Raw genomic sequence first — 19,807 nt, forward strand, 5'->3', positions numbered from 1 at the left:
CGACTGCACGGCCAGTTCGCGGATGCGCTGCAGGTTGTTGCCGATTTCGGTCAGCGAACCTTCGGCGACCTGGGCCAGCGAGATGCCGTCGTTGGCATTGCGCACGGCCACGTCCAGGCCCCGGATCTGGGTGCTGAAGCGTTCGGAAATGGCCAGGCCGGCGGCGTCGTCCTTGGCGCTGTTGATGCGCAGGCCGGACGACAGCCGCTGGATGGTGGTGGCCAACGAGGCTCCGCTGGTGCCCAGGTTGCGCTGGGCGTTCAGCGAAATCGTGTTGGTGTTGATCACTTGTGCCATGAGTTCGACTCCTTGGGCGTTCACTGCACGGGGAACGAGTTTTCAACGATTCCCCGCCGTGCCATCGGGGACGCGAGGGTTAACGTTGCAACAGGCTCAGGACGTTCTGCGGCACCTGGTTGGCCTGGGCGAGCATGGCCGTACCGGCCTGCTGCAGGATCTGGGTGCGGGTCAGCTCGGCGGTTTCCTTGGCGAAGTCGGTGTCGCGGATGCGACTGCGCGAGGCGGCCAGGTTTTCCGAGCTGGTCTGCAGGTTGGCGACCACCGAGGTGAAGCGGTTCTGGATGGCGCCCAGGTCGGCGCGCGCGCCGTTCACCGCGGTCAGCGCCTTGTCGACGATTTCCAGCGCCTGCTGGGCACCGGCGAAGGAGGTGATGTCCAGATCCTTGACGAAGCTGCCGGTGACGCCGGTCAGGTTGCCGCCGTTGGCGCTGGTCTGGGTCAGGCCCAGGTTGGCGGCCGTCGCCACCGTCGCGCCGGTCACGGCCGGGCCGGTGAAACCCAGGGCGAACGTCTGGCCGCCCTCGACCGAGGTCAGGTTCAGCACGCCGGACTTCACTTCCGCGTAGACGCCGGTCTCGCCCAGCTTGGCGTTGATCGCCGCCGCGGTGGCCTGGGAGATCGACTGGCCGGACTTCACTTCGATCGCGCCGATGTTGACCGTGCTGGCGGCGCCGCCGCCCGACGGGGTCACCGTCAGCTGCAACTGCGAGAAGACGGTGTCGGCGGTGGCCAGGTCCTCGTTCACGGCCGCGGTGCCGGCGTTGTCCAGCGCGGTGCCCACGTAGGTGTTGGCGAACTGCACGCCGCCCAGGGTCTGCGAGCGGGCGTCGACCACCTTGTCGATGGCGATGGCCTGGCCGGCGTTGGCGCCGACCTGGAACAGCTGGCTGGTGAAGGTGCCGTCCAGCAGCTTGGTACCGTTGAAATCGGCCTGCTTGGCGACGCGATCGATTTCCGCGCTCAGCTGCTTGACTTCCGCGTTCAGTGCCGCGCGGTCGGTCGAGGAGTTGGAGGCGTTGGCCGACTGCACGGCCAGTTCGCGGATGCGCTGCAGGTTGTTGCCGATTTCGCTCAGCGAGCCTTCGGCGACCTGGGCCAGCGAGATGCCGTCGTTGGCATTGCGCACGGCCACGTCCAGGCCCCGGATCTGGGTGCTGAAGCGTTCGGAGATGGCCAGGCCGGCGGCGTCGTCCTTGGCGCTGTTGATGCGCAGGCCGGAGGACAGCCGCTGGATGGTGGTGGCCAGTGAAGCGCCGCTGGTGCTCAGATTGCGCTGAGCGTTCAACGACATCGTATTGGTGTTGATTACCTGTGCCATGGGTCGTCTCCTCTTATTTGGGTCCCGGCGTTGATGGAAAGAGGGTGCTGCCGGTTTGTTGGTTTGTTGGCTAGTCGCCCTCTGCTTGCGAAAGGGATAACGGCGCTGTCCTGGAAACCTTTAGCCCCGGGATTGAAATTCGACGCGGAAAAGGCCAGGTCGTGGTGCGCGGCGCGCGCCTTATTCGGCCGCGCGCGGCCGAACTTTAGGGGGCCGAAACGATGGCCCCGGAAGGGGGAACAGGCGGGGATGCAACGCGTGCGGCGGCGGGCGTGCCGAGGGTTTCCGGGCGCTGGCGGATGCCGGGCCGGAGCCGTGGAGGGGAGGGGATGACGCGGGTGCGGAACGGCGCGGGTTCCGCGTCGTGCTCAGGGCGAAGCCGGCTTGCGCCAGGCGTCGTCGGGATTGTCCAGCAGCGACAGTTCCGGCAAGCGGTATTCGCATCCGATCAGCACGCGCTGCTGCAGGCCGGGACGTTCCTCGGTGTACAGCACCAGTGCATGCTGGTCATCCAGCGGGCCGGACAGCGGCGTCGCCGCGCTGTCGGACAGGTTGGCCTCGAGGGCCCGCGCCACCGCGTCGGCGCTGCCATCGACGACCATCAACACCCGGTTGGCGGTGATGACCACCGAATCGCTCTGCTGGCCCCAGGCCTGCACGGGGATTTCCAGCCGATACAGATCCATCGGCGGATCGGAATACTGCCGCTCGGTCTGCACGAAATCATGCGGACGATCGCGGCGCAGGCGCGACAGCAGGCGCGTGATTTCCGGCCCACTGCGGCAGGTCAGCGCATCGAACAGCGGATCGCCCGCATCCGCGCCGGCGCCGGCATCCTGCGATGCGGGCATGGTGGCCGGCGTCGGCGCGCTCGTTGCCGGTGCAGGTACGGATGCGGCCGGGCGCTGCTGCGCCGGTGCCGTTCCCCATGCGCACGCCAGCAGGGCCACCAACACCACGGGCTTATTCGAGCTGCTCGTTCGCATGCCGGGCATCGAGGGCCTCCATGGCGTCGCGCGGTTTCAGCTTGCCGGCCTTCTCGAACGCCGCCGCCGCAGCGTCTTCCTTCTTGTCGCCGTACAGCAACAACAGCACGTTGGCGTGCTCGACATGGGCGATGGGGGAATCGGGGGTCAGCTTCAACGCGGTCTTGATGTGCGATTCGGCTTCGGCGGCCTTGGCGCCGTAGGTCAGGCCGCCGATCATCGCGCCGATCTTGTCGATGATCTCGGCGTGGTACAACGCCAGCGCGGTGTGCGCTTCAGCATGCTTGGGCGCCAGTTCCAGGGTGGCGTCCAGCGCCTCGCGGACCTTGCCGGCGATGCCCTGCTTGAGCGCCTTCACGATGCTCAGGCCCTGGCTGTAGCGGCCCAGCGCGAAGGCATGGCGGTAATGGCTGTTGGCGTCGTCCGGCAGCGCCTTGACCGCGGCTTCGGCGAGTTTGGCGGCCTGCTCGAAGCGCTTGAGTTTCTCGCCCTCGTCGTCGACCAGGTAGGTGGCGTGGATGCCCAGCGCCTTGACCGCGACCGACGCGCCCACCGGGCCCAGCGCCTGCCCGGCCTCGAACGCGGCCTGGAAATCGCCGCGATGGAACGCCCGCCACGCGTCCTGCAACGCGGTCGCCAGGGTGTCCGCATCCAGGCCCTTGGCGGCCTTGCCGGCCGCGTCGATCAGGGCCTGGGCGCGCTTGGCGTCGGGGTAGGGCTCGGTGTCGCCGGCGTGCAGCGCCGGCCAGGCCTTCTTCAGGGCATCGCCGGTGTAAGCGAACGCCTTGGCGTCCAAGGGAAACGTTGCCCATTTCGCCTGCTTGCCTGCCATGCCACTGCCTCCCTGGTTGGTCCGGATGAGCATGGCCGCAGCCTTTGCCGCTGACAAGCCCCGCGCCGCTAGTGTGTTTGCTCGATGCCACGGCTTCAGCATCGCTGCCGGAAGCCTGCCACCGTGGCCGGCGTCGAGGAGTCCCCCCATGACTGCCAGCAAGAAGAACGCCCCGCGGGCCAAGGCCCCGGAACCGAATCTCCGCCACGTGTGGCTCGCCGGCCTCGGCGTGGTCGCGATCGCACGCCGCCGCGGCACCGCCCGCCTGACCACGGCGAAGCAGGACATTGAACGCATCGCGCAGCGCGCACAGGCCACGCTGCGGGATGTGCGGGCGCAGGGAGAGGCGGGCGTGGAGCGGTTCAGCGCCGATGTCGAGGCGCGGTTGGCGCCGGTACTGGAGAAGTTGGGCCTGGGCGCGGGGCGTCCGGCGCCGAAGGGCCGCCGCAAGCCGGCGGCGGCGAAGCAGGCGCGGTCGGCGCCGCGGAAGCGGGCGGGTGTTGCGCGCAAGGCTGCGGGGCGCAAGCGCGCTTGAGTCCACGGAGCGTGGCTTGCTCCATTTTGGTGGTCTTGCGCAGGTTTGCTGGGCGCTGACGCGCTTGGTTACTGTTCGCCGCCACACATGGCGCGCTCGCCGCGGGGCCCTACTTGACCAGCCTACGGCTGTTGAGAAGCGCTTCTTTGCTTGTGCAAAGAAAGTAAGCAAAGAAACACACCCCGGTCCTCGCGCCCCAGCCGCGAAGCGGCTGGGGTTCGTGTCGCCGGCGGGAATTTTGGGACGGCACATCCGTGTGCCGACCCAAAACGCCGCGCGTCCTGCGCGGCGCCCTCCGGGTTTACCATCGTCGCCACCGCTGCGGGTGGAGGCTGAGAGCAAGAGCGAAGGCTATCTCCTTTTTTCGGGCGCTGACGCGCGAGTTGCTATTGGTGGACGCCGATGGTGCGCTCGCCGCGAGGCCTTACTTGACCAGCCTACGGCTGTTGAGAAGCGCCTCTTTGCTTGTGCAAAGAAAGTAAGCAAAGAAACACACCCCGGTCCTCGCGCCCCAGCCGCGAAGCGGCTGGGGTCCGTGTCGCCGGCGGGAATTTTGGGACGGCACATCCCTGTGCCGGCCCAAAACGCTGCACATCCCTGTGCAGCGCCCTTCGGGTTTACCCACCGGCGCCACCGCTGCGGATGGGGCCCCAAGAGCAAAAGCCGACCTCCCGATAGCCGCCGTTGCCGTTGCTGTTGCTTTGGCTCTACAGGCCCCCGTTAAGGCGTGGCAAGCGGGCCGGGTAAACCCGCAGGGCGGCGCACAGGACGTGCGCCGTTTTCGGCAGGGGCAGGATGCCCCTTCCGAAAATTCCCGACTCGATTGCGGACCCGGAGCGAAGCGCAGGGCATGCCGCCAGGAGTGTGTTTCTTTGCTTACTTTCTTTGCACAAGCAAAGAAAGTAAGGCCCCGCGGCGAGCGCGCCATCGGTGGCAACCGATAGCAATCGCGCGCGTCAGCGCCCAACAGCGCAAACGAAAAAGGCAAAAGCGCAAAGGCAGCGGAGCAAGCTCCGCTCTACGCTCAATCGACGTAGGCGGACGTCAGCGTATTCAAATGCACCCGCTCCGCATCCCGCAGGAACGGCGCCACCAGCATCATCACCTGCACAATCCCGTGCCGGATCGCGATCTGCTCATCCTTGTCGCCCCGCGCCGCCGCGTAGTTCAGCCAGAATGTCGCCACCACCAGCACGTTGGTCGCGGTCGCCGCCAGTTCCGCCGCCGAGGCGCGCATCACGCCGGCTTGCCCCAGTCCCCGCATCACCGCGTGGGCGCTGTCGTCGGCGCGCTTGAGCAGGCGCGCGAAGCGGATCCGCAGGCGGCGGTTGCGGCTGAGGATTTCCACCAGATCCCGGTAGAGGAAGCGGTAGTCCCAGATGCACTCGAACACCAGGTGCAACTGCAACCAGATGTCCTCCAGCCCCGGCAGCCGGTCCACCGGCGCGGTGAGGGCGACATCCATCCGCTCCTCGTAGCGGGCGAACAGTTGCTCGATGATGTCGTCCTTGTTGCGGAAGTGGTAGTACAGATTGCCTGGGCTGATCTCCAGCTCGTCGGCGATATGGTTGGTGGTGACGTGCGGTTCGCCCTGCGTGTTGAACATCGCGAGCGACGCATCCAGGATGCGCTGGCGGGTATCGCGCGCCACGATCTCAGGCGGTCAGCTTCTTCACCAGGTCCACGTACTTCTTCTGCGCGTCCCCGGGGGCGGTGCCCTTGAGCTTGGCCCAGGCCTCGTACTTGGCGGTGCCGACGAAATCGAAGAAACCGGGCTTGTCGCCCTTCACATCGCCCTCCGAGCCCTGTTTGTACAGCGCGTACAGGCGCAGCAGGGTCTCGTTGTCGGGGCGTTCGGCCAGACCCTGGATGTCGCGGGAAGCCTGTTCGAAAGCGGAATTCAGATCGGACATGAGGACTACCTCCCAATAGTGCCGGCATCACACCACGCGGGGCATGACCGGTCAATCGGGGCGGGATTGTGGAACCCAAACGGCTCTGGCAATTTAACCGCGCAGGGCAGGCGGAGGGCCTGCCCGTCTACTCGGGACGGTATCCATGAGCTACTTCGTCACCGGCGCCACCGGATTCATCGGCCGCTATCTGGTCTCCAACCTGCTCAAGCGAACCGGCACGGTCTACGTGCTGGTCCGCAAGGACTCGCAGAAGAAGTTCGACGCCATCGCCAGGAAATCCGGCTGGGACGCCAAGCGGGTGGTGGCGGTGGCGGGCGACATGACCAAGCCGCGTTGCGGGCTGACCCCCGCCCAGTTGCGCAACCTCACCGGCAAGATCAAGCATTTCTTCCACTTGGCCGCGGTCTACGACCTGACCGCCGGCGCGGAGGCGCAGCAGGCCGCCAACATCGATGGCACCCGCCACGCGCTGGATCTGGCCGCCGCGCTGAAGGTGCCGCTGTTCCACCACACCAGTTCGATCGCCGCCGCCGGCCTGTACCCGGGAATCTTCCGCGAGGACATGTTCGAGGAGGCCGAGGGCCTGGACGATCCGTACCTGCGCACCAAGCACGAGTCCGAGGCCATGGTGCGCCGGGAAACCCGCTTCAAGTGGCGCATCTATCGTCCGGGCATGGTGGTCGGCCATTCGAAGACCGGCGAGATCGACAAGATCGACGGTCCGTACTACTTCTTCACCCTGATCAAGAAATTGCGCGAACTGCTGCCGCAGTGGGTACCTGTGCTGGGCATCGAGGGCGGCCGCATCAACATCGTGCCGGTGGATTTCGTCGCCGACGCGATGGACCACATCGCCCACAAGCCCAAGCTGGATGGCCACACCTTCCACCTGACCGACCCGGAGCCGATGCGGGTGGGCGAGGTGCTCAACACCTTCTGCCGCGCCGGCCACGCGCCTGAGATGACCATGCGCCTGGACGCGCGCATGTTCGCCTTCGTGCCCAGCGGCATCCGCGCCGCGGTCGGCAACCTGCCGCCGGTGCGCCGCTTCATCGGCATGCTGCTGCGCGACTTCAAGATTCCGAAGGAAGTGCTCAAGTTCATCACCTATCCGACCCGGTTCGACAGCCGCGAGACCGAGCGCGCGCTCAAGGGCACGAACATCGCGGTGCCACGCCTGGACGAATACGCCTGGCGCTTGTGGGACTACTGGGAGCGGCACCTGGATCCGGACCTGTTCGTGGATCGCTCGCTCAAGGGCAAGGTGCGCAACAAGGTGGTGGTCATCACCGGGGGCTCCTCCGGCATCGGCCTGTCCACCGCCCAGCGGGTCGCCGAGGCCGGCGCGGTGACGGTGATCGTGGCGCGCGGCGAGGAGGAACTGTTCAAGGCCCGCGACGAGATGAAAGCCAGGGGCGGCAAGGTCTTCGCCTATACCGCGGACCTGGCGGACATGGCCGACTGCGACCGGCTGATCAAACAGGTGCTGGACGAGCACGGCCATGTCGACGTGCTGATCAACAACGCCGGCCGTTCCATCCGCCGCTCCATCGAACTCAGCTACGACCGCTTCCACGATTTCGAGCGGACCATGCAGCTGAACTACTTCGGCAGCCTGCGCCTGATCATGGGCTTCCTGCCGAGCATGACCCATCGCCGCAAGGGCCACATCATCAACATCAGTTCGATCGGCGTGCTGGCCAACTCGCCGCGCTTCTCGGCCTACGTCGCCTCGAAGGCGGCGCTGGACGCATTCAGCCGCTGCGCGCAGGGCGAACTGTCGGGCAAGGGCATCAGTTTCACCACCATCAACATGCCGCTGGTGAAGACCCCGATGATCGCCCCGACCAAGATGTACGACAGCGTGCCGACGCTGACCCCGGACGAGGCGGCCGATCTGGTGGTGAAGGGCATCATCGAGAAGCCCAGCCGCATCGCCACCCGCCTGGGCATTTTCGCCGCGTTGGTGAATGCGGTGGCGCCGAAGGCTTACGAGGTGATCATGAGCACGGCGTTCGAGCTGTTCCCGGACTCGGCGGCGGCCAAGGGCGACCGGCAGGCGCTGAAGGAGGCGGCACCGAGTCAGGAGCAGATAGCGTTTGCGGCGTTGATGCGAGGGGTGCACTGGTAGTTGCGATGCACTTGGCGAGACTTGGTGTGCGAAGAACGGTTGCTTGAGTTGTCTTGAGCGATTGCGGGTGTGGTTGCCGCTGGGTGGCTGGGTTCCGTGTCGCCGGAGGGATTTTGGGGACGGCACATCTGTGTGCCGGCCCGGAACGCCGCGTGCCCTGCGCGGCGCGCTGCGGATTTGCCCATCGTCGCCACCGCTGCGGGTGGAGGCTGAGAGCAAGAGCAAAGGCCATCACCTTTTTTCGGGCGCTGACGCGCGAGTTGCTATTGGTGGACGCCGATGGTGCGCTCGCCGCGGGGGCATTCTTTCTTTGCTTGTGCAAAGAAAGAATCAAAGAAACACACCCCGGTCCTCGCGCCCCAGCCGCTGCGCGGCTGGGGTCCGTGTCGCCGGCGGGAATTTTGGGACGGCACATCCGTGTGCCGACCCAAAACGCTGCACATCCCTGTGCAGCGCCCTTCGGGTTTGCCCACCGGCGCCACCGCTGCGGATGGGGCCCCAAAAAGCAGAAGCCGACCTCCGGTTAGCCGCCGTCGTTGTTGCTGTTGTTCTTGATTCTGCTCTACGGGCCCCCGTTCAGGCGTGGCAAGCGGGCCGGGTAAACCCGCAGGGCGGTGCACATGGACGTGCGCCGTTTTCGGCAGGGGCAGGATGCCCCTTCCGAAAATTCCCGGCTCGATTGCGGACCCGGAGCGAAGCGCAGGGCACGTCGCCAGGGGTGTGTTTCTTTGATTCTTTCTTTGCACAAGCAAAGAAAGGGACGCCCTGCGGCAGCGCGCCATCGGCGACTACCGATAGCAACTACGCGCAAAGCGCCCGATATTGTCCATGCGTAAAACAACGCGGTGCGGATAGCAGTGCAAGCCTCGCACTGCTCCTCAAGTCCCCGTCCATCCCATCGGCAACGCCTGCTGATTCCGCATATGCAACGCCAACGGCTCGATCCGGCTCCACAGGAACTCCCGCAGCCCCGCATCCGCCACGGTTTCCTCCATCGCCTGATGGAAGCACGCCAGCCAGCCGCTGGCCTCGTCCATGCCGATCGCGAACGGCAGATGGCGGGCGCGCAGCATCGGCGCGCCGCGGCGTTCGGTGAACAGGGGCGGGCCGCCCAGCCATCCGCTCAGGAATTCGAACAGTTTCTGTTCGCTGTCGGTCAGTTCCGGGGGGTGAATCGCGCGCACCGCCGCGGCTTCGGGCAGCGTGTCCATCAACTGGTACATCCGCCGGGTCAACCGGCGTACGCCGGCTTCGCCGCCGATGCGCCGGTAAGGCGTCAGATCGTCTTGCATTGCCGCCAGCGTACCGGTTCTCCGCTGCCGGCGGGAGGATTGAGCTGCACGCGCACCGTGCGCAGGGCCGGATACAGCTCGACCTGCTGGCAGATGCGTGGCCAGACTTCGGTTTCATCGCCCTGGTAATCGACCACCAGGGTCAGTCGGGTCTGCCAGACGCCACGCACCACGCCCGGCGTGCCGGACAGCGCGCGCGATACCGCCAGGCGCTGTTCCTGCAATTCGGCTTCGGTGGGTTCATGGTAGGCCACCACGTCGGTGGCGGCGGTCGCGGCGGGTTTCTGTGCCGTCGCCGGGGCCGTGGCCGCAGAATCGCCCGTATCCAGTCCGGCGTTGGCCAGGGCGGTCGCGACCAGCGCGCCCAGGGTAACGCTGCCCAGCCAGCCGATGGCGATGTGGCGCTTGGCGCGCGCGGCGGCCTGCCCGACAATCTGTTCGCGCAGATCGGTTTCAACCAGCGGCGCCAGTTCGTCCCACAGGTGCGGACCGTCCAGCACTTCGATGTTGTGGCCCTGCGCGGCGACGCGACCTTCCTGCTCCAGTTGGCCCTCGGTGGCGAGAATGCCGCCGGCTGCGTTTCCGAGGCGGACGCTGGCGGCCAGTTCCTCCACCGGCGCGGCGCCGATGCGGTAGGCCGAGCCGTGCTTGCACGACAGCAGCCAGGATTGGCCGTCGCGGGTAAGCGGAAAGATGCCGCGCGGATCGCGGGTTTCATCCGGTGCGGCGGCGACCACGACCATGCCCCGGCGTTCGAGCGCGCTCAGCACCAGCCGGGAGAATTCCCGCCAACGCAATCCGGACAGGGCATGCAGACCCGCCGCGATTTCGTCCTTGCGCCGGCGTATCCACCACAGGTAGGCGCTGACGGCGACGCCGGTCAGCAGGGCAACGGCCAATCCACACAGCCAGAAGAGCATGAGTACCGCGTAAGGGGTTCCTGAAAGTCAGCGGATTCTAACCAAGCGGTGGGCAAATCGCTGTCAGGGAAACCAGTACAGCACGGCGCAGGCGCGATCGCGGCGGACGTGCTGTTCAGCGGGCGGCGTGAACGCCGGAAAGAAGGCGGCCCGCCAGTCCGAAGCCGTAAGGGGAGGGGAGCATACGTACTTCGTGTGGACTGGCGGGCCGGGACTGATTGTTGCGCGATCCATGTTGCCTTGCAACAAGAAATTCAGCCGAATTTCCGCTGCACCGGCTGGGTGCGTTCAGTCGCCGTTTTTCTTCGTCGCGCGCTTCGTGCTGGTGCGCTTGGCGGCGCCGGCAGCGCGCTTGGCCGGGGCCTTTTTCGCGGTGGATGCCTTCTTCGCGGCGGGCGCGGCCTTGGCGCGGGCCGGCTTGGCCGGTTTGCGCGTGGAAGGCACGCCGCCCAGTCGGCGCAGTTCGGCGTTGAGCGCGTCGACGCGATCGAGCAGTGCACCCAGATCCTCGCGGCTGGGCACTTCCAGTCGGCGCAACGCACGCTGCACGCGATCCTCGAACACCTTTTCCAGCCGATCCCAGGTATCGGACGCGCGTTCGCGGGCCTGGCCGACGGTGCTTTCGACCGCGTCGCGCACCGCATCCACGCGTCCGCCGGCCAGCTTGCGGGTGGTCTGCTCCAGCGACAGGCCTTCCTTGACCAGCGTCTCGAACAACTTGCTGCCTTCGGCCTGCGCGCGGCCGAACGCGCCGACGCCGGCCAGCCAGACCTGCTGGGCGGATTCGCTAAGGTTCTTGGAAAGGCGTTGCGCCTGCGCCTGCAGGTTGTCCTGCTGGGCGGACGAGGCGGATTTCTTGCGGGCGGACTTCTTCAGGGTGGCCATGGGATTCCGTCAATGGAGGGGTGGGACATCCGGCAGAATCGGCGGCCGGTCTAGAGCTTTCACACCAGCACGCGCGGGTTCACGCGCGCGCGGCGCGGTGCGTGGCGATCCATTGGTCGACGTCGTCCAGGGCCCGCCGCAGCCGTGCGGTGGCGTCGGTCATGCGCGGCGCGATGTCCAGGCCGTCCAGGATCGAGCGCTGTGGATCGTCGATGATTTCCCGACGCAGGCGGATGCCGTGCGCCGCCAGCATCGGTTCCAGCACCGGCGCCCGCCGGCGCAGGTCCGCCAGCGTATTGCGGTAGGCCAGCTGGCACACCCGGTGGCGTGAGGAAAAACTGAACAAGTTGGTGAAGAACAGCTCGCTGTCGCCCGCGTTGGGCTCGAACACCAACTGGTCGATGTCGGGATAGCGCAGGGGATATTTTTCCAGGCCGATCTGCATGCGCGACTGCAACAGCGTGCGCAGCGTCTGCGACAGCACCGCGGGCAGGCCGCCACTGGCCAGGCCGACCTGTTCCGCTTCGTCCGCCTGCGGCGCGGCGCGGGTGGCGTCGAAGGGCACCAGCGGGTTGATGCCGATCATCAGGTCGATGTCGCGATCCAGCACGGTGGAGGCATGCATGGTCCGGCGCAGGGCGCCGTCCAGGAAATGGCGACCGCGGATTTCCACCGGCGGGTACAGGCCGGGCAGGGCCGCGCTGGCCTGCACGGCCTGCGAAATCGGCACGTCGTCCCAGCCGCGCTCGCCGAACCGGACCGCTTCGCCGGTATCCAGGTCCACCGCCACCACGAACAGATCCGCCCCCAGCGTGCGGAAGTCGTTGCTGCGGCCGCGCCGGCTGAACACATCGCGCAGGAAATCCTCCACCCCCGCGTTGTCGAACAGGCCGGTGGGCACCAGCCCGCCGAAGCGCAGGATCAGATCCGACCAGCGCACCGCCTTGCCGGGATTGCGCAGCAGCCGTTGCGCCCACTGCGCGTACAGGCCGGGCAGGCTGGCCAGGCGGCGCAGGTATTCGTTGACGTTGGGGCGCAGGAAGGTCTCGGGCCGGAATTCGGCATCGTCGCTGGTGCCGGTGATGAAGATCCGGCAGATCTCCGCGGTGCTCATCCGGTTGGCCAGGCCGGCGGCGAGGAAGGCGCCGGAACTGACGCCCACGTAGCAATCCAGCCGGGTCAGGTCCAGCCCGTCCAGGGCCTCGTCCATCGCGCGCAGGGCGCCCAGTTCGTACATGCCGCCGATGGGGCCGCCGCCGGCGATGGCCAGGCCGATCCGGCCGCCGTCGCCACGTTTCCGGGCACTGTGGATGGAGAGCATGCGGTTCCCGCGCAGGACGATGCGGCGAGTGTAGCCGACCGGCGCGGCCGCTTGCGGCCGCCGTGGCGGGCCCGGATCATCCGGTTCATGGCCCGTCCTTCTTCCGTCAGCGAGCGGCTTGGCCGCCGACTGGTCTGCCACCAGGCCCTGCACGACCTGCGCCGCGAACCGCGCAACCGGTTGGGTTGGCTGCCGGAACTCCGGCGCTGGCAGGCCGCGCGGCTGGAGCGCAGTTTCCGCCATTTCCTCGCCGATCCGCGGCGGCGGGCGGCGGCGATGTTCTTCCTCACCGATGTCTACGGCGACCAGGACTTCAGCCGCCGCGACGCCAATGTCGCCAAGGTGATCCCGATGATGCAGCGCCTGCTGCCGGCCGCGGTGCTGGAAACCGTCGCCGACGCCATCGAGCTGGGCGCGCTCACCCACGCCCTGGACCTGCGCATGGCCGAAGCGCTGCACGCCCTGGCCCCGCGGCGCAAGCGACTCGACGAGGAACTGTACGGACGGGCCTATCGGGAGGTCGGATATCCGCGTCTGCGGGTCCGGCAGATCGACCTGATCGCGCGGCTGGGCGTGGGCCTGGCCAGCGCGGTGAAAATGCCCGGAGTGCTGACCCTGCTCAAGCTTTCGCGCGGGCCGGCCAAGGCGACCGGCCTGGGCGAACTGCAGGGTTTCCTGGAGCGCGGTTTCGCCGCGTTCTCGGCGCTCGGGGACGGCAAGGCGTTCGTGCGCGACATCGAGCGGGCCGAGCGCGAGGTCTCCCGACGGCTGTTCGCCGGCGATCCGCAGCCGTTCGGATGACCCCCGCGACCTTGCGGGAGCGATGCAAGCCGCGATCGTTCGGCAACGGGACTCCGGTCAAGCGGCGCAGGGAAAAGCGTCGCCAGTCGCGTCGTTCCGGCTGGGGAAAGGAGGCGCTTGCCTCAGGCGAATTTCTCGCCCAGCACGCGCCGGATCTCCGATTCGATCGGTCCCTTCATCGCCGACAGCAGGAAGCCCAGATCCGCGGTGACCCGCAACTGGCTCGGCAGCAGCGCGATATGGCCATCGACGCCGGAGCGGCGGAAGTTCATGGTGTCGCCGTCCCAGGCGTAATCCATGTCGAAGCGCTCGGCCAGCTTGCGCGCCACGTCCTCGACCGCTTTCCGCGCCTGCGCCGGGGTCTTGCTGTGATCGTGGACGATGTCGATGGTGGCCATGGCGTTCTCTCCGGAAAGGCGGCCTATTGTCCGCAAGCCGTTCACATTCGCAAGCCGGTGCGCCGCTGAAAACGCCGGTTATCGCGTGGGCCGCGTGTTGAACAGGCTGGATGTCGTGGCCCCGGCTGCGCTAGTCTGCCGCCGGTGGAACATCTGCGACTTCATTTTTCAAACCGCGCGCAACCGGATCGCCCCCTTTCGATGGGCGTGCACCGGATCGTGCGCGAGGCGTCCGGTCACGTCGGTGTGGGCGATCAACTGCAGGGCGCGCTGCTGGTGCGCATCTGCGTGGATCGCCGCGGCCTGTGGCTGCAGGTGCCGACCGGCATGCGCGGCGTGCACGTGAACGGCCGCCCGGTCCAGCGGATGGCGCTGCTGCGCGCCGGCGACAGCATCTATGTGGATGGGGTCGAACTACTGGTCCAGGCCGAGCACCTGCCGCCGGAACGCGGCCCGGAACCGGTGCCGGCGCCGCCGGATCCGCGCATCATCCTGCGCGGCGTGGGCGGCAAGTACCACGGCCGCAGCATCCCGCTGCTGCGGCCGGTGCTGGTCGGCCGGGCCCGCGAGGCGGCGATCCGGGTGGACGATCCGGTCTTCGCCGAACGCCACGCGCAACTGGAGATCCAGGGCGACCGGGTATTGCTGCGGGATCTGGGCTCCGCCGAGGGCAGCCTGGTGAATGGCGTGGCCGCGCGCGACGCGCTGCTGGTGGCCGGCGACCAGTTGGTGTTCGACGCGCAGCACCGGTTCGTGGTGGAAGTGCCGTGGACCCGCGCGGACGCGCTGCTGGGCGACGCCGAAGGCGAACCCGCGTCACCTGCCGAGGCCGCCACGCCGGAGCCCCGCCGCGCCGGCACCGTGCGGCGCTGGCCCTGGCTGCTGCTGGCCGCGCTGTTGCTGGCCGCCGCGCTCAGCGCGCTGCTGCTGTTCGGTTCCGGTTGAGGCGACGGACCAGCCGCCAGCCCAGCAGCACCGCCAGGATCGCCGCGTACAGCAATGGTTCGCGGATGTCGGATTTCACCAGCCACCAGAAATGCAGCACGGCCAGCACGCCGACCGCATAGACGGCCTTGTGCAACTGGCCCCAGCGCCGGCCCAGGCGCCGGATCCAGCCCTGGGTGGAGGTCACCGCCAGTGGAATCAGCAGCAACCAGGCGGTGAAGCCCACGGTGATGTAGGGACGCTTGGCGATCTCCTCGAAGATCTGCGTCCAGTAACCCTGCAGGTCGAGCACCAGGTAGCTGGTCAGGTGCAGGCTGGCGTAGAAGAACGCATACAGGCCCAGCATCCGCCGGAACCGGATCAGCACCGGCTGGCCGGTCAATTGCCGCAGCGGAGTGATGGCCAGGGTGACCATCAGCAGGCGCAGGGCCCACAGGCCGGTCCGGTGCTCGACTTCGGCCACCGGATCGGGGCCGAGCGCGTCGCCGCCGATATGCAGCACCGACCAGAACTGCCAGGCCAGGATGGCCAGCGGCGCCAGCGCCAGCCCGTGGACCAGCGCCTTGGCCGCGAACAGGCCGGAAGACGTCCTGGCCCGGTTCATGCGGCGAAGGCCCGTCCATACCCGCCTGACCGTCGCCGGGCGGGCAGGTCCGATCCATCGCCACCGCGCCGGCGGCGCGCATCCTGGAAACCCCGCATATCAGTTCAATACCACTTCTTCAGATCCATCCCCGCGTACATCGAGGCGACCTGCGGTCCGTAGCCGTTGAACAGCCGGGTCGGGATCCTCTCGGCGAACACCCGGTTGGCGGTTCCGGCGATTCGCCGCTCGGTCTTCTGGCTCCAGCGCGGATGATCGACCGACGGGTTCACGTTGGAGAAGAAGCCGTACTCGGACGGCTGCAACTCGTGCCAGGCGGTCTCCGGCATCTTTTCGACGAAGGTGATCGCCACGATCGACTTGATGCTCTTGAAGCCGTACTTCCACGGCACCACGAGCCGCAGCGGCGCCCCGTTCTGCTGCGGCAGCGGCTTGCCGTACAGGCCGGTCGCCAGCAGGGTCAGCGGATGCATCGCCTCGTCGATGCGCAGGCCTTCCTTGTAGGGCCATTCGATGGAGCGATAGCGGATGCCCGGCATCTGCACCGGATCGGCCAGGGTGGTGAAAGCGACGTAGCGCGCCTTCGAGGTCGGGGCGAATTTCTTCAGCACCGCCCCCAGCGGCACGCCCAGCCACGGAATCACCATCGACCAGCCTTCCACGCAGCGCAGGCGGTAGACGCGCTCCTCCGGGACCAGGCCCTTGAGCAGATCCTCCAGGGCGAGCTTGCCCGGACGCTCGCACTCACCGCCCACCACCACCGACCATGGCGAGGTGCGCAGGGTCTTGCGGGCGGTGGAAGGATCGGCCTTGCCGGTGCCGAATTCGTAGAAGTTGTTGTAGCTGGTGACGTCCTCGTAGCGGGTCAGCGGCTCGTCGGTGCGGAAACCGGAACGGGCCTGTTCCGGGGTGATGGCCGCGCGCGGCGGTGGCGGCGGATCGGCTTCGGCGCAGCCGGCGACGGCCAGGGCGGGACCAAGCGCAAGGGCGCGCAGCAGATCGCGGCGCTGGCGGTAGACCGTCTCGTCGGTGATCTGCGAGGCGGGAATCCTGAGGGCATCCCGGAGGGACATGGAAGACTCCGAACGAAAGCGTGGACACACAACAGAGGCGGGGACCGGCCGAAAGGTTTCGCCGGGTCGGGCGCGGGGACGCCCGCCGACGGTTCCGTTTATACGCCGGACAGCCCGGACCGGCACGAAAATCCCGGCGGACCCGGCGAAGGTTGCCCCTGCAACTGATGCACTGCGGCATACTACGGATTCCCCGTTCAGGTGCCCTATGACGCGCGCGTACAACTTCAGTGCCGGTCCCGCCACCCTTCCCGAACCGGTACTGCGGCAAGCCCAGGCCGAGATGCTGGAATGGAACGGCATCGGCGCCTCCCTCGTCGAGATCAGCCATCGCAGCGCCGACTTCATCGCCGTGGCCGCCCAGGCCGAGGCCGACCTGCGGACCCTGTTGTCCATTCCCGACGAGTACGCGGTGCTGTTCCTGTCCGGCGGCGCCACCACCCAGCAGGCGCTGCTGCCGCTAAATTTCGCCGCCCCCGGCCAGACGGTCGACTACGTGGTCAGTGGCCACTGGGGCAAGACCGCGGTCAAGCAGGCCAAGCCGTACGTCACCGTCAACGTGGCCGCCGACGGCGAGCCCGGCGGATTCCGCGACATTCCGGCGCGCGCCGACTGGCGTCTGAGCGCCGACGCGGCCTACGTGCACATCACCGCCAACGAGACCATCCACGGGCTCGAATACCGCGACGTGCCGGACGTGGGCGCGGTGCCGCTGTTCGCCGATTTCAGTTCCAACATCGCCGCCGAACCGCTCGACGTCTCGAAGTTCGGCCTCATCTACGCCGGCGCCCAGAAGAACCTGGGCCCGGTCGGCATCTCGGTGGTGATCGTCCGCCGGGATCTGCTGGAGCGCGACGGACAGCCGCGCGCGGACATCTTCGACTACCGCTCGCACGCCGCGCGCGATTCGATGCTCAATACGCCGCCGACCTGGAACTGGTACCTGCTCGGACTGACCGTGAAGTGGATGCTGGACGAAGGCGGCGTGGCCGAATTCGCGCGCCGCAACGCGGCCAAGTCGGCGCTGGTCTACCAGGCGATCGACGGCTCCGGCGGTTTCTATCGCAATGAAGTCGCGGTGCCCGTGCGTTCGCGCATGAACATCCCGTTCTTCCTGCCGGACGAGGAACTGACCGCGCGCTTCGTCGCCGAATCGAAGCAGGCGGGCCTGCTGGCGCTGAAGGGCCACAAGGCGGTGGGCGGCATCCGCGCCTCGCTGTACAACGCGATGCCGCTGGCCGGTGCGCAGGCGCTGGCGGATTTCATGCGCGACTTCCAGCAGCGCAACGGTTGAAGGATTTCACTGCGGGAGCGACACCGGTCGCGACTGCCGTCGCTCCCACAGGAAACATCAGAGAACAGGAACATGGCCGCAAAGCCCAAGAAGACCAACGGCAAGAACGCCAAGGCCGCCACCCAACCCGCCGTCGCCGCGCCGGTGCTGGCCGACGTGCGCGCCAAGATCGACGGCATCGATCGCGAAATCCAGGAGCTGATTGCCGAGCGCGCGCGTTTCGCCCACCAGGTCGGCAAGGCCAAGGGCAAGCTGGCCGCCGCCGTGGACTACTACCGGCCCGAGCGCGAGGCGCAGGTGCTGCGCATGGTGGTGGACCGCAACGAGGGGCCGCTCAGCGACGAAGTGCTGGTGCACGTGTTCCGCGAAATCATGTCCGCCTGCCTGGCCCAGCAGGAACCGTTGAAGATCGGCTTCCTCGGACCGGAAGGCACCTTCAGCCAGCAGGCCGTGCTCAAGCATTTCGGTCGTTCGGCCCATGGCCTGCCGCTGGCGAGCATCGAGGAAGTGTTCCAGGAAGTGGAGAGCGGCAACGCCGACTTCGGCGTGGTGCCGGTGGAGAACTCCGGCCAGGGCACCATCCAGGTCACCCTGGACATGTTCCTCACCTCCAACCTGAAGATCTGCGGTGAGGTGGAACTGCGCGTGCACCAGTTCCTGCTCTCGCGCACCGGCCGCATCGACGACATCGAACGCATCTACGGGCATCCGCAATCCTTCGCCCAGACCGCCGGCTGGCTGCGCGCCAACCTGCCGAAGGTCGAGAAGATCCCGGTGTCGAGCAACGCCGAAGGCGCGCGCCGCGCGCGCAATTCGGACGACGCGGCCTGCATCGCCGGCGAGAGCGCCGGCCATGTGTACGGGCTGAAGAAAGTGGTGATGAGCCCGATCCAGGACGACAAGGACAACACCACCCGGTTCCTGGTCATCGGCCGCAGCATCTTCCCGCCGTCCGGCCACGATCGCACCTCGGTGCTGGTGTTCATCCACGACAAGCCCGGCGCGCTGTTCGATGTGCTCAGCCCGTTCGCGCGCCATGGCATCAGCATGAACCGGATCGAATCGCGGCCCTCGCACCACGCCAAGTGGGAGTACGGCTTCTTCATCGATCTGGCCGGCCATGTCGACGACGAGGGCATGAAGCAGGCCCTGGCCGAACTGAAGGCCCACTCGGCGCAGATCAAGGTGCTCGGCTCCTATCCGGTGGCGGTGCCCTGAGAGCCGGGCCCGGGGAGCCGGGATCCGCGAAGGCGATCTCGACCCGCTCTCCGCCCACACCGAATCCCCCATTCCGAATCACGAATCCCCCCATGAAAGACTGGATTGCTTCCCCCGGACAGCCGCTGCGCGGCGAGTTGACCATTCCCGGCGACAAGTCGGTGTCGCATCGCGCGGTGATGTTCGCCGCGCTGGCCGATGGCGTCTCGCGGATCGATGGCTTCCTGGAGGGGGAGGACACCCGCGCCACCGCCGCCATCTTCGAGAAGCTCGGCGTGCGCATCGAAACCCCGTCGCCATCGCGTCGCATCGTGCATGGCGTCGGCGTGGACGGGCTGAAGGCCGCCGCCGGCGAGCTCGATTGCGGCAACGCCGGCACCGGCATGCGCCTGCTGGCGGGGCTGCTGGCGGCGCAGCGCTTCGATTCGATGCTGGTGGGCGATGCCTCGCTGTCGAAGCGCCCGATGCGGCGCGTGACCGTGCCGCTGGCGAAGATGGGCGCGCGCATCGACACCGAGGAGGGCGGCGTGCCGCCGCTGCGCATCCACGGCGGGCAGCGCCTTGCCGGCATCGACCACACGCTGGAAGTCGCCAGCGCGCAGGTGAAATCCGCGCTGCTGCTGGCTGGCCTGTACGCCGACGGCGAAACCGTGGTGCGCGAGCCGCACCCGACCCGCGATTACACCGAACGGATGCTGGCCGCGTTCGGCGCGGACATCGAGTTCTCGCCCGGCTACGCGCGGCTGCGCGGCGGCCGGCGTTTGCGCGCCACCGACGTGGCGGTGCCGGCGGATTTTTCCTCGGCGGCATTTTTCATGGTCGCCGCCAGCATCGTGCCGGGTTCGGAACTGCGCTTGAGCCAGGTGGGCTTGAACCCGCGCCGCACCGGTCTGCTGCAGGCGCTGCGGATGATGGGCGCGGACATCCGCGAGGAGAACGCGGCGACCCACGGTGGCGAGCCGGTGGCCGATCTGCTGGTGCGCCATGCGCCGCTGCGCGGCATCGAGGTGCCGGAGGCGCTGGTGCCGGACATGATCG

20 protein-coding genes are annotated in these 19,807 nt (G+C 67.6%); 7 read left to right on the plus strand and 13 right to left on the minus strand.

The features are described from left to right. The 4 genes from ACTHN1_RS18025 to ACTHN1_RS18040 form a co-directional block, all read right to left on the minus strand. On the minus strand, positions 1 to 297 hold a 297-nt coding region (locus tag ACTHN1_RS18025), incomplete at its 3' end, for a flagellin N-terminal helical domain-containing protein (RefSeq protein ID WP_440472298.1). A 79-nt stretch (positions 298 to 376) separates the two neighbouring features. After that, positions 377 to 1,618: a flagellin gene (locus tag ACTHN1_RS18030; protein ID WP_440472299.1), complete on the minus strand. Its 1,242-nt coding sequence runs from the start codon at positions 1,616 to 1,618 to the stop codon at positions 377 to 379. A 368-nt stretch (positions 1,619 to 1,986) separates the two neighbouring features. Beyond that, positions 1,987 to 2,469: a hypothetical protein gene (locus ACTHN1_RS18035; RefSeq protein ID WP_440472300.1), complete on the minus strand. Its 483-nt coding sequence runs from the start codon at positions 2,467 to 2,469 to the stop codon at positions 1,987 to 1,989. Between the two features lie 112 nt (positions 2,470 to 2,581). After that, positions 2,582 to 3,469 (minus strand): hypothetical protein, encoded by an 888-nt coding sequence (locus tag ACTHN1_RS18040; RefSeq protein WP_440472301.1) that lies wholly within the window; start codon positions 3,467 to 3,469, stop codon positions 2,582 to 2,584. Between the two features lie 115 nt (positions 3,470 to 3,584). Between ACTHN1_RS18040 and ACTHN1_RS18045 the strand changes: the two genes are divergently transcribed. Beyond that, positions 3,585 to 3,971, plus strand: a complete 387-nt coding sequence (locus ACTHN1_RS18045; RefSeq protein ID WP_440472302.1) for a hypothetical protein — start codon at positions 3,585 to 3,587, stop codon at positions 3,969 to 3,971. Between the two features lie 1,024 nt (positions 3,972 to 4,995). Here ACTHN1_RS18045 and ACTHN1_RS18050 read toward each other — a convergent pair. Next, the gene (locus ACTHN1_RS18050; RefSeq protein WP_440472303.1) at positions 4,996 to 5,622 is read right to left on the minus strand and encodes a TetR/AcrR family transcriptional regulator; all 627 of its coding nucleotides are present in this window, start codon (positions 5,620 to 5,622) and stop codon (positions 4,996 to 4,998) included. A gap of 4 nt (positions 5,623 to 5,626) precedes the next feature. Then, positions 5,627 to 5,884: an acyl-CoA-binding protein gene (locus ACTHN1_RS18055; RefSeq protein ID WP_141452611.1), complete on the minus strand. Its 258-nt coding sequence runs from the start codon at positions 5,882 to 5,884 to the stop codon at positions 5,627 to 5,629. A 145-nt stretch (positions 5,885 to 6,029) separates the two neighbouring features. On the opposite strand from ACTHN1_RS18055, the gene ACTHN1_RS18060 reads away from it, so the two are divergent. Further along, complete coding sequence (locus tag ACTHN1_RS18060) at positions 6,030 to 8,018, plus strand: SDR family oxidoreductase (RefSeq protein ID WP_440472304.1); 1,989 nt, start codon at positions 6,030 to 6,032, stop codon at positions 8,016 to 8,018. A gap of 878 nt (positions 8,019 to 8,896) precedes the next feature. Here ACTHN1_RS18060 and ACTHN1_RS18065 read toward each other — a convergent pair. The 4 genes from ACTHN1_RS18065 to ACTHN1_RS18080 all read right to left on the minus strand — a co-directional run bounded on the left by ACTHN1_RS18065 (position 8,897) and on the right by ACTHN1_RS18080 (position 12,436). Beyond that, on the minus strand, positions 8,897 to 9,310 hold the full coding sequence (locus tag ACTHN1_RS18065) for a group II truncated hemoglobin (protein WP_440472305.1): 414 nt from the start codon (positions 9,308 to 9,310) through the stop codon (positions 8,897 to 8,899). Beyond that, the gene (locus ACTHN1_RS18070) at positions 9,295 to 10,230 is read right to left on the minus strand and encodes a restriction endonuclease (protein WP_440472306.1); all 936 of its coding nucleotides are present in this window, start codon (positions 10,228 to 10,230) and stop codon (positions 9,295 to 9,297) included. Before ACTHN1_RS18070 ends, ACTHN1_RS18065 begins: the two co-directional genes overlap by 16 nt. A 288-nt stretch (positions 10,231 to 10,518) precedes the next feature. Next, complete coding sequence (locus tag ACTHN1_RS18075; RefSeq protein WP_440472307.1) at positions 10,519 to 11,115, minus strand: phasin family protein; 597 nt, start codon at positions 11,113 to 11,115, stop codon at positions 10,519 to 10,521. A gap of 79 nt (positions 11,116 to 11,194) precedes the next feature. Beyond that, on the minus strand, positions 11,195 to 12,436 hold the full coding sequence (locus ACTHN1_RS18080; RefSeq protein ID WP_440472308.1) for a patatin-like phospholipase family protein: 1,242 nt from the start codon (positions 12,434 to 12,436) through the stop codon (positions 11,195 to 11,197). Between the two features lie 87 nt (positions 12,437 to 12,523). On the opposite strand from ACTHN1_RS18080, the gene ACTHN1_RS18085 reads away from it, so the two are divergent. Next, entirely contained in the window at positions 12,524 to 13,237 is a 714-nt protein-coding gene (locus ACTHN1_RS18085) for an FFLEELY motif protein (protein ID WP_440472309.1), read from the plus strand. Positions 13,238 to 13,359: 122 nt separating this feature from the next. On the opposite strand, the gene ACTHN1_RS18090 is transcribed toward ACTHN1_RS18085, so the two are convergent. Then, on the minus strand, positions 13,360 to 13,635 hold the full coding sequence (locus ACTHN1_RS18090) for a polyhydroxyalkanoic acid system family protein (RefSeq protein WP_440472310.1): 276 nt from the start codon (positions 13,633 to 13,635) through the stop codon (positions 13,360 to 13,362). 144 nt (positions 13,636 to 13,779) lie between these two features. On the opposite strand from ACTHN1_RS18090, the gene ACTHN1_RS18095 reads away from it, so the two are divergent. Beyond that, positions 13,780 to 14,580 carry an FHA domain-containing protein gene (locus ACTHN1_RS18095; protein WP_440472311.1) on the plus strand — a complete coding sequence of 267 codons (801 nt, stop codon included), beginning with the start codon at positions 13,780 to 13,782 and terminating at the stop codon, positions 14,578 to 14,580. Here the strand turns inward: ACTHN1_RS18095 and msrQ are convergent. Then, positions 14,549 to 15,184, minus strand: coding sequence for a protein-methionine-sulfoxide reductase heme-binding subunit MsrQ (msrQ, locus tag ACTHN1_RS18100; RefSeq protein WP_440472312.1), 636 nt, complete (start codon positions 15,182 to 15,184; stop codon positions 14,549 to 14,551). The two genes, ACTHN1_RS18095 and msrQ, sit on opposite strands and share 32 nt — an antisense overlap. Positions 15,185 to 15,288: 104 nt before the next feature. Continuing rightward, complete coding sequence (msrP, locus tag ACTHN1_RS18105) at positions 15,289 to 16,257, minus strand: protein-methionine-sulfoxide reductase catalytic subunit MsrP (RefSeq protein ID WP_440472313.1); 969 nt, start codon at positions 16,255 to 16,257, stop codon at positions 15,289 to 15,291. A 208-nt stretch (positions 16,258 to 16,465) separates the two neighbouring features. Between msrP and serC the strand changes: the two genes are divergently transcribed. The 3 genes from serC to ACTHN1_RS18120 form a co-directional block, all read left to right on the plus strand. Then, positions 16,466 to 17,551, plus strand: coding sequence for a 3-phosphoserine/phosphohydroxythreonine transaminase (gene serC / locus ACTHN1_RS18110; RefSeq protein ID WP_440472314.1), 1,086 nt, complete (start codon positions 16,466 to 16,468; stop codon positions 17,549 to 17,551). Positions 17,552 to 17,623: 72 nt separating this feature from the next. Then, positions 17,624 to 18,769, plus strand: a complete 1,146-nt coding sequence (pheA, locus tag ACTHN1_RS18115; protein ID WP_440472315.1) for a prephenate dehydratase — start codon at positions 17,624 to 17,626, stop codon at positions 18,767 to 18,769. A gap of 92 nt (positions 18,770 to 18,861) precedes the next feature. Then, positions 18,862 to 19,807 (plus strand): 3-phosphoshikimate 1-carboxyvinyltransferase (locus ACTHN1_RS18120; protein WP_440472316.1); only part of this gene is annotated, 946 nt, incomplete at its 3' end.

Origin of the sequence: Pseudoxanthomonas sp., from assembly GCF_051953815.1 — a bacterium.
GTDB lineage: Bacteria > Pseudomonadota > Gammaproteobacteria > Xanthomonadales > Xanthomonadaceae > Pseudoxanthomonas_A.